General features: G+C 69.7%; 12 protein-coding genes and 1 pseudogene. 4 read left to right on the plus strand and 9 right to left on the minus strand.

All coding sequences use genetic code 11. The features are described from left to right. Positions 1-39: 39 nt before the first annotated feature. From AW272_RS41790 to AW272_RS44820, 6 genes and pseudogenes are all read right to left on the minus strand, one after another. Positions 40-303, minus strand: coding sequence for a hypothetical protein (locus AW272_RS41790; RefSeq protein WP_157518326.1), 264 nt, complete (start codon positions 301-303; stop codon positions 40-42). After that, a complete protein-coding gene (locus tag AW272_RS04800; RefSeq protein WP_157518328.1) occupies positions 297-812 on the minus strand; it encodes an LVIVD repeat-containing protein in 516 nt (171 codons plus the stop codon). The genes AW272_RS41790 and AW272_RS04800 overlap by 7 nt, the downstream gene beginning before the upstream one ends. A gap of 100 nt (positions 813-912) precedes the next feature. Beyond that, positions 913-2,381, minus strand: a pseudogene (locus AW272_RS04805) (nSTAND1 domain-containing NTPase). Then, the gene (locus AW272_RS04810) at positions 2,369-2,716 is read right to left on the minus strand and encodes a hypothetical protein (protein ID WP_066361319.1); all 348 of its coding nucleotides are present in this window, start codon (positions 2,714-2,716) and stop codon (positions 2,369-2,371) included. The pseudogene AW272_RS04805 and the gene AW272_RS04810 overlap by 13 nt, the downstream one beginning before the upstream one ends. After that, positions 2,706-2,891 (minus strand): hypothetical protein, encoded by a 186-nt coding sequence (locus AW272_RS04815; protein WP_066361321.1) that lies wholly within the window; start codon positions 2,889-2,891, stop codon positions 2,706-2,708. The genes AW272_RS04810 and AW272_RS04815 overlap by 11 nt, the downstream gene beginning before the upstream one ends. Further along, a complete protein-coding gene (locus AW272_RS44820; RefSeq protein WP_245657194.1) occupies positions 2,888-3,121 on the minus strand; it encodes an effector-associated constant component EACC1 in 234 nt (77 codons plus the stop codon). Before AW272_RS44820 ends, AW272_RS04815 begins: the two co-directional genes overlap by 4 nt. A gap of 131 nt (positions 3,122-3,252) precedes the next feature. Between AW272_RS44820 and AW272_RS04825 the strand changes: the two genes are divergently transcribed. Both AW272_RS04825 and AW272_RS04830 read left to right on the plus strand, forming a co-directional pair. Further along, positions 3,253-4,008, plus strand: coding sequence for an ABC transporter ATP-binding protein (locus AW272_RS04825; protein WP_245657195.1), 756 nt, complete (start codon positions 3,253-3,255; stop codon positions 4,006-4,008). Positions 4,009-4,111: 103 nt separating this feature from the next. Next, positions 4,112-5,977 carry a hypothetical protein gene (locus AW272_RS04830; protein WP_066361328.1) on the plus strand — a complete coding sequence of 622 codons (1,866 nt, stop codon included), beginning with the start codon at positions 4,112-4,114 and terminating at the stop codon, positions 5,975-5,977. Here AW272_RS04830 and AW272_RS04835 read toward each other — a convergent pair. Beyond that, positions 5,961-6,284 (minus strand): winged helix-turn-helix domain-containing protein, encoded by a 324-nt coding sequence (locus tag AW272_RS04835; RefSeq protein WP_066361330.1) that lies wholly within the window; start codon positions 6,282-6,284, stop codon positions 5,961-5,963. The two genes, AW272_RS04830 and AW272_RS04835, sit on opposite strands and share 17 nt — an antisense overlap. After that, entirely contained in the window at positions 6,281-6,703 is a 423-nt protein-coding gene (locus tag AW272_RS04840; RefSeq protein WP_066361332.1) for a hypothetical protein, read from the minus strand. The genes AW272_RS04835 and AW272_RS04840 overlap by 4 nt, the downstream gene beginning before the upstream one ends. A gap of 305 nt (positions 6,704-7,008) precedes the next feature. On the opposite strand from AW272_RS04840, the gene AW272_RS04845 reads away from it, so the two are divergent. Both AW272_RS04845 and recD2 read left to right on the plus strand, forming a co-directional pair. Continuing rightward, positions 7,009-8,937: a fibronectin type III domain-containing protein gene (locus AW272_RS04845; RefSeq protein WP_066361334.1), complete on the plus strand. Its 1,929-nt coding sequence runs from the start codon at positions 7,009-7,011 to the stop codon at positions 8,935-8,937. A 50-nt stretch (positions 8,938-8,987) separates the two neighbouring features. Then, a complete protein-coding gene (gene recD2 / locus AW272_RS04850; protein ID WP_245657196.1) occupies positions 8,988-11,099 on the plus strand; it encodes an SF1B family DNA helicase RecD2 in 2,112 nt (703 codons plus the stop codon). A 41-nt stretch (positions 11,100-11,140) separates the two neighbouring features. On the opposite strand, the gene AW272_RS04855 is transcribed toward recD2, so the two are convergent. Then, positions 11,141-12,625 (minus strand): TLP1 C-terminal extension domain-containing protein, encoded by a 1,485-nt coding sequence (locus AW272_RS04855; protein WP_066361341.1) that lies wholly within the window; start codon positions 12,623-12,625, stop codon positions 11,141-11,143. Positions 12,626-12,731: the final 106 nt, after the last annotated feature.

The raw sequence follows: 12,731 nt of genomic DNA on the forward strand, positions 1-12,731 counted from the left end.
ACAGGCGCAGTGAGGTCGACGTCGGCGTGGCCGGATCGGTCAGGTCCCAGAACTTCGCGTCGTGCGCGTTGACATCGCTTCCACGGTTGAAACTGAAGGCACGCCGGCCGTCGGGAACTGGTCGGCCATCTCGAGCCGATGTGAGCGGGAATGCTCCGGTTCGTCCAACTCCCAGAGCAAGGTGCTCTTCGAACCAGCGGTCAGCGCGCGGCTCCCGTCCTCGCTGAGTTCCAGTGTTCGCGTGCCGCTGCTCGGCAGTGGATACAGGCGTGGGGTCGTCGGATCGGTCAGATCGATCAGCATCGCCTGCCCGCCATGGGCACCAGAGCACGATCGCCCCGGACGCTGAGACGCGGGCCGGAACTGTGAAGGTCACCTTCTCCCGGCAACTGGACAGTGCGGGAGCGCGGCATGGCCGGGTCGGTCAGATCCCAATAGACCACGCCACTCTCGACGCCCTCGTCGAGTTCGCTGGTCGTCAGGGTCCTGGTCGCCAGCGCGTGTGTTCCAGTCGCGTCGAGTGAGAACTCATAAACAAAGTGCTCCCGCCCCGGTAGTGGGTAGGACCAGATCTTCTCCAGGTCCGACAGATCCCAGATGAGCGCCCGATCCCTTTCATCCGTCAGCGCGCGATTGCCATCCGCGCTGACCTTCGCCGCCTGCGGGTTGAAACCATGGACTGTGGTGATCGGCGTGGCCTGCAGGTTGAGCAGGTTTCTCTTCAGAGCTGCCCGCGCCTCGCCATCCGAAGGCTTGAGGGCGTGCGCCGTGGCCACGAGACGCAAATTCAGACCGCGGTCACCGTCGCCCACGGCCTGCGCCTCTCCCAGGAGGCCACGCACGGCCGCCGTCAGCGCGGCCTCCTCGGCGGCCCGCCACTGGATCAGCCCGAAGCCGCCCGCCCCGCCGTCATCAGGAGGAGCACGCCGAGCACGGCGGCGAGGAGGTGCGGCGTCTCAGCCTCCGAATCGTGGCGCGCTGCTCGGCCAGGTCGTGGTCGACGCTCGCGTCCAGGAAGCGTCGGGCCGGCGGGTCCAAGGCCGCCGACGTGTCGGCCATCTGGCGGGCCAGGGCCAGGCGGCTGCCCAGGTAGAGGCCGCCGGGGTCGCGGTTCTCGGCGTCCCAGTGGCGGGCCGCTTCGGTGAGTTGCTGTTCGACCAGGAGGTTGGTGCGGTCGGCGTCCAGCCAGTCGCGCAACTGCGGCCACGAACGGATGAGGACCTCGTGGGCGATCTCCACCCCGTCGTGGTCGGCGGTGACCAGGCGGGCTGCGACGAAGCGGTCCAGGACGGTCCGCGCCGCATCGTCGAGAGCGGCCAGGGGCAGGCGGCGGCGGGTGTCGGGGCGCCCTCGCCGAGCCGGACCAGGCCCACGAGCAGGCGGCGTGCGGTCGTCCGGTCGGTGAGGTCGAGGTCGTCGAGGGTGCGGTCGGCGGTCTGGGCCAGGGCGTGGGCGACGCCTCCGGCCGACCGGTAGCCCGTCAGGGTCAGGGTGTCGCCCTCGCGTTCCTGCCAGGTCGCAAGGAGGGCGTGCGAGAGCAGCGGGAGGGCCGCGCCGGTGCCGAAGTCGTCGAGCAGCAGGTCGACCAGGCCTTCTTGCAGACGGAGGTCGGCCAGGCGGGTGGGCTTCTCGATGGCCTCGCGGAGCTGGGCGGGCGTCAGGGGGCTCACCACGACCGGCCGCCGCAGTGCGGGAACCAGCTCCGGATGGGCCGCGCAGTGGCCGAAGAAGTCGGCCCGCACGCCGATCACGACGGCCACGTCGGGGGTGGCGGCCAGGGCGCTCAACTCTCGTACCCAAGAGTTCTCGTCGGTGCCGGTCACGAAGGTCTGCTCGAACTGGTCGACGACGACCACGTCCGGGCGGCTCTCCGGCATCCGCACCGGATCGCCCGGTGAGACGGTGACGACCTCGGCGGTGCGGCGCAGCGCGGGGATCAGACCGGCGTGCAGGAGCGACGACTTGCCCACTCCCGACGGGCCGACGACCACGAGCGGTTCCGCGGCGGGCAGCGCCTCGGCGACGCAGTCGAGCAGGTCGCGGGTGAGGGCCTCCCGGCCGAAGAAGACGTCGGCGTCCCGGGGGCCGAAAGGCGCCAGTCCCCGGTACGGGCTGAACGCCCCGTCCATGGGGTCACCGCCGCGGCGGGCGGGGTTCGGCCCGAACGGGCGGCGGTCGGCGTGATCGATCGACAGCCTGCGCGGCGCGTTGGCCAGCTGTCCGGTCATCGAGCGGAACACGTCTTCCAGGGTGAACACGGGCGGGGCCGCCGGGTCGCCCCTCGTGAGCACGTCGATGAGCGCACCGGTGAACGTGGTGTGGCGAGCGCCCTCCGGCGCCCAGGCCGCTTGGTCGCGGTCGGTCGCGGTCAGCAGGAACATGCCCTGCTCGGCCGTCTCGACGACGACGTCGGGGAGGCCGCCGCCGGCTCGTCCCGACGAGCAGCGAAGTGGAGGACGAAGACGTCCCGTGCCGCCGCCGCGGTCCGCACGAGCGCGTCGCCGAACGCGCGCGGGTCGGCCGGGTCGAGGACCACGTCGAGATGGGCGGGATCGAGCCCGGCCCGCTCGACGAGACATCGGCCCAGGTCGGCGACCGTGTCCGGCACCGCCGGGATGTCCGGCAGCCGCGACCCGGCGATGTGACCGCCCGAACCGACGACGAGCACCCGGGCACCGGGCCGGGACAGCAGGAGCCGTGGCTCGTCAGGCGGCACCGGTGGTCTCGCCCGTGATTCCGCCGCTGGTTTCGCCCGTGGTTTCGCCTCGCTCGATCGTCTCGGCGACGTGGGAGGTCAACTCGCGAAGGGCGATCGGGTCGAGGTCGCGGACGCCCTTGGCGCTCATCTCGACCCTGGTTTCGGTGTCGCTCCTGGTGACGGTGATGCTCACTTCTCCCGGCGGGCTCGCAGCCAGGCGATGACAACCCCGGCCAGCGTGGCCGCCCCTCCCCCGGCGCCCAACGTCATGTGGAGGCCGTCGAGCACCGGCCCCAGCGCGCCCGGTTCCGGGTCGGACTCGACAATTCGCACGTCGCCCCGGAAATCAGTACGCAACGTTAAATAGAGTTCACGAAGGGCATCCGCCGCATCACGGCCGTCGGCTCGGAGGAAAACCTCCATTGGGGGCTCCACTTCGAAAGGAAGGAAAGGCTGCTCACCGGAAGTTCATCGCACTCCCGATTGGGCCGGGGATAACGTTCTCGATTTATGTCGATATGTTAGGCCCCTGACATCGATCATGGGGAGCCGTGGTGACCGCAGCCCTGGAACTGGACGCACTGAGCAAACGGTTCGGGCCGAAAATTGCGGTCGACCATGTCAGCCTTTCCGTCCCGCCCGGATCCTTTTACGGCCTGGTCGGCCCCAATGGCGCCGGCAAGACGACCTCGCTCTCCATGGCGGTCGGGCTGCTGCGGCCCGACGGCGGCCACGCCCGCGTCTTCGGTGTGGACGTCTGGGCCGACCCCGTCGACGCGCGGGCCCGGGTGGGCGTCCTGCCCGACGGCCTGGCCCTGCCCGAACGGCTGACGGGCCGGGAGCTCCTCACCTACCTGGGCCGGCTGCGCGGCCTGGACAGGGAGACGGCGGGCAAGCGGGCCGGTGAGCTGCTGGAGATCCTGGAACTCGACCAGGCCGAGCGCACCCTGGTGATCGACTATTCGACCGGCATGCGCAAGAAGATCGGCCTGGCCACCGCCCTGCTGCACGGCCCCCGCCTGCTGGTGCTCGACGAGCCGTTCGAGGCGGTCGACCCGGTGTCGGCCCTGACGATCCGGGCCATGCTGAAGAGTTTCGTCGCCGGAGGCGGCTCGGTCGTCCTGTCGAGCCACGTCATGGCGCTGGTGGAGCAGCTGTGCGACCACGTGGCGGTGATCGACAAGGGCCGCGTCGCGGCGGCGGGGCCGCTCGACGAGGTGCGCGCGGGCGGTTCGCTGGAGGACCGTTTCGTCGAACTGGTCGGCGCCGACATCGAGGAGATGAAGGGTCCGTCGTGGCTGGCGTCCTGATCACCGTGCGACAGCGGACGCTCCGGCACTCGAAAGCGGCCCTCGTGGTCGGCGTCCTGATCGCTATGAAACTGCGGACGCTCCGGCACTCGAAGGAGGCCTCGTGGTCGGCGTCCTGATCGCGATGAAATTGCGGGTGCTGCGGCACTCGATCAGCGGTTCCCGGGCCGCCGGCATGGTCATGGGCGGGGTCGCCGGGCTGGTGCTGGCGATCGGGACGATCGTGCTGGCCGCCTCGTCCGGCGAGGTCGGCGCCGATCTGCTGGCGGCGGTGTTCGCGGTCTGGCTGTTCGGCTGGATGCTCGGGCCCGTCTACACGGGCGGCGGCGACGAGAGCGTCCGGCCGGAGCACTTCGCGCTGCTGCCGGTTCATCCCCGGAAGCTGGCGCTCGGTCTTCTCGGTACGGCCTTCGTGGGCGTCCCCCCGCTGATCAGCCTCATCGCGTTCTCCGCCCTGGCGGTCTACGCGGGGTCCTTCGGCGTGGCGGCGTTCTCGGTCGCGCTGGTGGCGATCCCCCTGATGGTCGTGCTGGTCGTGGCGCTGTCGCGGCTGATGATCGGGGTGCTGGGCGTCGCCGTGCGGTCGCGGGTGGGCGCGATCCTGGCGGCGCTGGTCAACGCGTCGATGAACGTCATCCTGAACCAGTCGTGGGTGCTGATCTGGGCGGCGATCCAGCTCGACCTGCTGACCTACGGCTTCCCCGAGTCGTTCTCGACCGTGGTGCGCTGGCTCCCGTCAGCCTGGGGCATGGCGGCGGTCGAGGCGGCCGGGCGGGGCGACTGGCTCGTGGTGGTGGCGGCGCTGCTCGGTATCTGCGCGATCATCGGGCTGGCGTTGCTGGTGTGGTCGTACCTGCTGGTCAAGCGGACCACGACCAGGCCCCTGCACTGGGTGCCGCAGGGCAGCGGCGCCGAAGGCGGCCTGCTCGACCTGCTGGCGGCGCGCGGCCCGATCGGCGCGGTGGCGGCCAAGGAGCTGCGCACATGGTCGCGCGACCTGATGCGCACCCACCTGCTGTGGTTCGCCATCTTCTTCGGGCTGCTCTACACGATGGTCCCGTTGATCATCGACTGGTACGGAATGCTGCCGTGGGCCGGTGTGCTGGTGGTCGTGATGGCCGCCGCGACCTCGGCGAACCTGTTCGGCCTCGACGGGACATCCCTGTGGCTGAACCTGGTGAACCCCGGCACCGAGAAGGCGGAGGTGCGGGGACGCCAGACCGCCTGGCTGCTGCGGGTGGGCCCGATCGCCGCGCTCTTCACCGTCGCCGGGACGATCATCGGCGGCGAGGGCTGGACCTGGCCGTGGACGCTGTCGATCCTGGCGGCGGTGCTGGGCGGAGGAGCCGGGCTGATCGCCCTGGTCTCGGTGTACATGCTGGTGCCGGTGACCGAGCCGAACAAGCGCGGCGGGAACCCGCTGGAGGCCGGGAACATCTTCGGCCAGGTCGTGCTGATGCTGTTGCTGGTGACGTTGACGGCGCTGCCGGCGGGCGGGGTCGCGTATCTGGGTGACGCGCTTGACCTGCCGGTCCTGTCGTGGCTGGCGGTCGTCGTCGGTGTCGGCACGGGCGCCTTGCTGACGGTGTGGTTCGGGCGCCTGGCGTATCGGCGGCTGGCGGCCAAGGGGCCGGAACTGCTGTCGCTGATGCGCTCGGGCGGAACGGTCACGGCGGACGACCCGACGCTGTCGATGGGACGGCCGAGGGCCAAGCTGCCCCGGGGCAAGCAGGCGCTGGTCACGTTCCTCTGGATCTTCTGCTGGATCCCGCTGTTCCCGCAGGGGCTGGTAGCGCTGTGGATGATCTACAACGACAGCGCCACGAAGCTCTGGTTCCTGGCCCTGCACCTGCAGGACCCGTGGCGCGTTCCCGTGGCGATCGGCTTCGCGCTGGCCGGCGCGGTGATGATCTATTACGGCACGGTCATCCCGAGCCGCCACGAGAGACTGGTCACGGATTCCCGATGATCCGGCGCAAAACGTCCATGTAGTTGGTGAACGCCTCGCGGCCCCGGTCGGTCAGTGACAGCCAGGTCCGGGGGCGTTTGCCCTCATAGCCCTTGGACGCGTTCACATAGCCCGCCTCTTCCAGCGCCAGCAGGTGCTTGGACAGGAGCGAGTCGCTGACCTCGATCGTCTCCTTGAGGAAACGGAAGTCGGCCTGTTCGCCCGCCGCCAGGGCGGCCATGATCGACAGGCGCACCGGGGCGTGGATGACGTCGTCGAGGTCGTGGCGCGGGTGCGAGTTCTCCTGCGGCGGCTTGGCCGCGGTCATCGTCCGCTCCGGAAACGCCACCCGGCGTAGATCAGCGGCAGGCCCGACACCAGGCACAGCACCGTGATCAGCCAGTTCAAGCTCTCCACGCCTGCGAGTTTAAGGCCGAGCCCGACCCCCATCGGGACGAAGAACAGCAGAAACGTGGCCGCTATCCAGCCGCGCGTATACCAGGACGCGGCGACGTTGCCTCGCAGGCCGTGCTTGCGCGGGATGGCGTAGAGCACGATGCCTCCCACGATCCAGACGACGTAGCCGGCGTTGCGCACCCAGTCGGGCGCGGCCAGCTGGCTCCACCAGAACGGGCCGGCCGCCAGGCCCGTGATCAGCAGGTTGGTCCCCATGTGCCGGCGCGCCTTGCGCACCTCTTCCTCGACCCTGCGCACCTCGTCGAACGCCGAACTGGCAGACAGTTCCATTACTCCTCCTCTGTTCCGGTACTCAAACCGTATCAACTACTCAACTCCCATTCAAGTGAACGAAGAGAGATCCGATCTTTTCGAGTAAATCGAAGGGTTCTTTACAGAAGTTGCCAAGCTGGAGCGGTCCATGCCGACACCCTGACCTGCCATGTCTTGCCGATCATTCATCCAGAAGTTACCGATGCGCGGCTGAATGTTGCGTTCGTGTGTCGGCGGCTGTCAAGATGACGCCAAGCCGTCCGATGTTACGCGGCGATAACACCGCGACGCGCGTTCCCTCCGCCTGACTGAAGGAGTCCAACGTGGCCGTCTCCCGCCGGGGGTTCATGACCTCCGCCATGACCGGCTCCGCCCTCGCCGCGGTGTCCTCGACCGGTGTGCTGTCCGCGCTCTCCAGCCCGGCACACGCGGCGAGCCCGCCCGGCGACGTGGTGGGCAAGGTCACCGTCGGTTACCAGGGGTGGTTCGCCTGCCGTGGCGACGGGTCCCCCATCGACCGCTGGTGGCACTGGAGCGGCCAGGACAACACCGTGCCGCCCTCGCCCTCGAACACCACGATCGTGTCGTGGCCGGACAACCGCGACTACACGCGCACCTACCCCACGCTCTACCAGAACCTGGGCAACGGCCAGACGGCCAACCTGTTCTCGTCGTGGGACCAGCAGACCATCGACACCCACTTCAAGTGGATGCGCGACTACAACTGCGACACCGCGGCGCTGCAGCGCTTCAACCCGAACGGCGCCGAAGGGCCCATCCGCGACGCGATCACCGCCAAGGTGCGGCAGGCCGCCGAGGCCTACGGGCGCAAGTTCTACATCATGTACGACGTCACCAACTGGACCAACTTCCAGTCGGAGATCAAGACCGACTGGACGTCCAAGATGTCGGCGTACACCCAGAGCCCGATGTACGCCAAGCAGAACGGCAAGCCGGTCGTCTGCATCTGGGGCTTCGGGTTCAACGACCCCGGGCGGCCTTTCACCCCGGCGCAGTGCCTCGACGTCGTCAACTGGTTCAAGGCGCAGGGCTGCTACGTGATCGGCGGCGTGCCGACCTACTGGCGCCAGGGCATCAACGACTCACGCACCGGGTTCTCCGGCGTCTACCACGCGTTCAACATGATCTCGCCGTGGATGGTCGGCCGCACCCACACCATCTCGGGCCTGGACGGCTTCTACGCCAACAACGTCGTCCCCGACGTCGCCGACTGCAACGCCAACGGCATCGACTACCAACCCTGCGTCATGCCCGGCGACCTGCAATCACGCGCCCGCTCCCACGGCGACTTCATGTGGCGCATGTTCTACAACACCATCCGCGCCGGCTCCCACGGCATCTACATCTCCATGTTCGACGAATACAACGAAGGCAACCAGATCGCCAAAACCGCCGAGACCCAGGCCTGGATCCCCGCAGGATCCGGCATCCTGGCCCTCGACGAAGACGGCACCTTCTGCTCGAGCGACTACTACCTGCGCCTCACCGGCGACGGCGGACGCATGCTCAAGGGCCAGATCCCGCTGACCGCGACCCGGCCGACCCAGCCGGTGGTCTCCAGCGACGGTCAGGCCCCGTCGGCCCCGGCCGCCCTGGTGGTGACCAACCGGACGGCGACGTCCGTCACCCTGTCGTGGGGCGCCTCGACCGACAATGTGGGTGTGGCGTCGTACACGATCAACAGAGGCGGCACGGCGGCCGGCTCGACGGCGGCGACGAACTTCACCGTGACCGGGCTGACGCCCAACACGGCCTACACCTTCACCGTCGTCGCACGTGACGCGGCCGGGAACACCTCCGGTCCGTCGAACCAGGTGTCGGCGACGACGCTGGCGCAGACCACCGCGTTCGTCGCGCTGCGGGCCCGCGTGAACAGCAGGTTCGTCACCGCCAACGCGGGCCAGGCGCTGATCGCGAACGCGACGACGGCCGCCACCGCCCAGCAGTTCGAGCGCGTCAACCTGGCGAACGGCCAGATCGCGCTGCGGGCCAGATCGAACAACCAGTACGTGTGCGCCGACCAGGCGGGCGCCGCGCCGCTGATCGCCAACCGGGCCTCGGTCGGCCCGTGGGAGACGTTCACGCTGGTGCAGAACTCCAACGGCTCGGTCAGCCTCCGGGCCCAGGCCAACAACCAGTACGTCTGCGCCGAGAACAACGGCGCCGCCGCGCTGATCGCCAACCGTCCGGCCATCGGCGGATGGGAGCAGTTCGACATCGTGCCAGTGTGATCGCGACGGTGTAACCGGAACTGTCGCCCCGGGCTCCTAGAGTTGCGCCCGTGGAGGCGACGGTCGAGCGGCTGGTGTTCGTCCGTGACGACGAATACACGGTCGCGCGGATGAGCGACGGCGGCGGCGGTTTCGTCGCCGCCGGTCGCGTGCTGGCGGGGATACAGCCCGGAGAGACGCTCGAGCTGGCCGGAGCGTGGTCCGAGCACCCCCGGCACGGGCGCAGGTTCGCGGTTGAGGCGTGCGAGCGGGTGACCCCGGCGACGATCCCGGCCATCCAGGCCTACCTGGGGTCGGGCCTGATCCGGGGCATCGGCCCACGGCTGGCGGCGGCGATCGTCGGGCATTTCGGCGCGGACACCCTGACCGTGATCGACGCCGAGCCCGACCGGCTGACCGAGGTGATCAACATCGGCCCGCAGCGACGGGCCCAGATCGTCGAGGCCTGGCTCGACCAGAAAGCCGTCGCCGCCCTCATGGTCACTTTGCAGGGGTTCGGCGTCTCCCCCTTACTCGCGGCCAAGATCTACCAGGCGTTCGGAAGCGACGCGGAAGAGGTCGTCACGACCGACCCCTACCGGCTGATCGGCCGGGTGCGCGGCGTCGGGTTCGGGGTGGCCGACCGCATCGCCCTGAAATCCGGCGTTCCCGAACGCAGCCCGCAGCGCGTCAAGGCGGCGATCCTCGACCGCCTCGAGTCGGCCGCCGCGCGCGGCGGGCACTGTTATCTGGCGATGCCCGCCGTGCTGGCCCAGACCGCCGACCTGATCGAGCAGGATCCCGAGCTGGTCAGGTCGATGGTCGACGCCCTGACCGCCGAACGCCGCGTGGTGGTCGAGGCCGGGGAACAGCCCGGCAGGGTCATCGTGTACGAAAAGGAGCTGCACAGCCGCGAGGTCGCGCTGGCCGGCCACCTCCAGCGCCTGATGTCGGCCCGGTCGACGATGCCGATGCGCCACTACGACGAAGACGCGTCGCTCCACGACGACCAGCGGGCGGCGGTGACCCTGGCGCTGACCTGCCCGGTCACCGTGCTGACCGGCGGTCCCGGCTGCGGCAAGAGCCACACGGTGCGGTCGATCGCGCGGGCGGTCCGGGCGATGGGCGGCAGCGTGACGCTGGCCGCGCCGACCGGGAAGGCGGCCAAACGCCTGTCGGAGCTGACCGGGCTGCCCGCGATGACCGTCCACCGCATGCTGATGGCCCCCGAAGACGACGGGACCACCTTGTTCGCCGAGGCTCCGGCGAAGGCTGACCTGATCGTGGTCGACGAGGCGTCCATGCTGGACCTTCATCTGGCGGTACGCCTGACGGCCGCGATTCCCGACGGGAGCCATCTGCTTCTCGTCGGCGACACCGACCAGCTGCCCTCGATCGGGCCGGGCAACGTGCTGGGCGACGTGTTGAAGGTGCCCGAGGTGCCCCGGGTGCGGCTGACGAAGGTCTTCCGGCAGGCCGAGGGGAGCGGGATCGTCCGGGCGGCGCATCTCATCCGTTCCGGGGAGCTGCCCGACCTGCCGGGGCGGGGCGGGTTCTGGTTCGAGGAGGTGGGCGATCCCGCGCTGGTCGCCGATCGGGTGGTCCACCTGGCGACCGAGGGGATCCCGCGCAAACAGGGCGTGCCCGCCGACCAGGTGCAGGTGCTGTGCCCGATGCGGCGCGGGGTGACCGGGACGGTCGAGATCGGGCGGCTGCTGCAGGAGCGGCGCAACCCCGCGCGTGAGGGGGTGGCCGAGTTCTGGTCGGGGCCGGAGGTGTTCCGGGTCGGCGATCGGGTCATGCCGGTCCGCAACAACTACGACAAGGGCGTCTTCAACGGCGAGACCGGCACCATCACGTCGATGGACCTGCCCGGCCGGACCGCCTCGCTGCGGGTCGACGACGGGCGTGAGGTCGACTACGGCTTCGACGAACTCGACGACCTCACCCACGCCTACGCGATCAGCGTGCACCGGGCCCAGGGCAGCGAATACCCGTTCGTGGTGGCGCCGCTGGTGGCCGAGTCGGGCGGCATCATGCTGCGACGGCGGCTGCTCTACACCCTGGTCACCAGGGCGCGATCGTGGGTGGTGCTGGTGGGACACCGGGAGGCGCTGGAGCAGGCGGTCCACCAGCTGGGAACGGCCCGGAACACCGGGCTGGCCCGGCGACTGAACGTGTAGTCGCTCAGCGGGACGGTGATCGGAGTCGGGCCCGTCTTCGGCTAATCAGCGGCATCCACTCTGTTGCCATTCGAGGTTGCGCGGGCGTGGATGCGGGCGCCGATCGGTTCACCCGTGATCAGCAGCTCCGGGTCGGCTGTCGCCGCGAAGCGGCGGCCGTCGTCCAGGCGGGCGATGACGATGCCGGTTCGACGGCCGTCTCGTGAAAATCTGATCGTGTACGTCTCTATCGTCGCCGGGCCGTTCGCTTCTGAGGCCGACTCCACCTTCGGCCAGGCGTCGACCTGGGTCTGGAGGTCTGACTGTTCTGTCCAGGGGGCGGGTGTGGTGGCGTACAGACCGACGGAGTATTTGGTCAGCAGGCCGCCGTTGGCGCCCACCAGCACCCGGTCACCGGGGTGGGCCCGGCAGAAGGCCACGGCCTCGGCGATGGCGTGGAGTGAATAGTCGTTGCCGGGGCCGCCGAAGAACGGGAGGCCGCCGGTCAGGGTGAGCGGGCAGGTCAGCGGGATGGCGTCGGTGATGTTGGAGACGGCGATCGGGAAGCAGCTGTAGAGGTCGGCGGCGGCGATGTCGCCGGGGGTCGCGCCCGCCTGGGCCAGGGCGTCGGTGACGGCCAGGATCGCGGCGGGGCTGCGGCTGAGGTCGGGGCGGGCGAGGATGTCCTGTTCGCGGATGTCGGCGTGGCCGTGGAGGTGGACCCATCGGACTTCGGGGACGCCGAGGGCCCGCGCCTTCTCGCGTGACATCAGCAAGACGGCGGCGGCCTGGTTGACCTTCTCCCTGGCGACCACGTAGCGCGGGTAGGGGTCGGCGATCATCCGGTTCTGCGGCGACACCGTGACCAGTTCTTCCGCCGTCCGTTCGGTGGGGGCGGCGGCGTGCGGGTTGCGGGCGGCGATCCGGGTGAAGGGGGCGAAGAGGGCGCCCATGCCGTGGGCGTAGTCGTCGCGGGTCTGCTTCAGGCGGGCGCGGCGGGCGTTCTCGAAGAGGGCGTACTGCGCGGCCGCGCTGGTCAGGCCGTGACGGGCGAGTTCGAGGTCGATCAGTCCGTCGAGACCGTGGCCTCGGTCTTCCAGGCTGCCCTGTACGTGTTCCGCGAAGTCCGGCCTGTCGGGAGATCTCACCAGATGGGCGATGGTGGAGATGGCCTCCGCCCCGACGACCAGCGCCGCCTCCGACTCCCCCGCCGCGATCGAGGCCGCCAGTTCCGTCACGAGGCGCTGCGGTGACTGGCCACCCGTGACGTCGAGGATCGCGCGCTTCGGGTCGGCGCCGATCCGCGCGGCGACCGAGCGGGGAAAGTTGTTCGACCTGCCCAGGAGGGCCACCGCCTGCGGGGTGGAGATCTCGAACTGGCGGACGGCGGCGACGGTGTCGATCGCCCGGGGGTCGAGGCCCGCGATCGCCTGGGCCGCCGCGGCGGCGGCCAGTTCGACCGGGGACAGAGCGCGGTAGGCGGGGTCGCCGAGTCGCTCGGAGACCTGACCGGCCCCGACCAGAACGGGAGTGCGCGGATCATGCATGGGCCATTCTTACCCTCGACTCCCCCACCGCCTGACGTCACACGTGACCAGCGGAATCGTCAAATTGACTGAAACGCCGTTCATCTCACCGCCCGGACCCCTCGGC

The sequence above is a fragment of the Herbidospora mongoliensis genome (assembly GCF_001570545.1).
Taxonomy (GTDB): Bacteria; Actinomycetota; Actinomycetes; order Streptosporangiales; family Streptosporangiaceae; genus Herbidospora; species Herbidospora mongoliensis.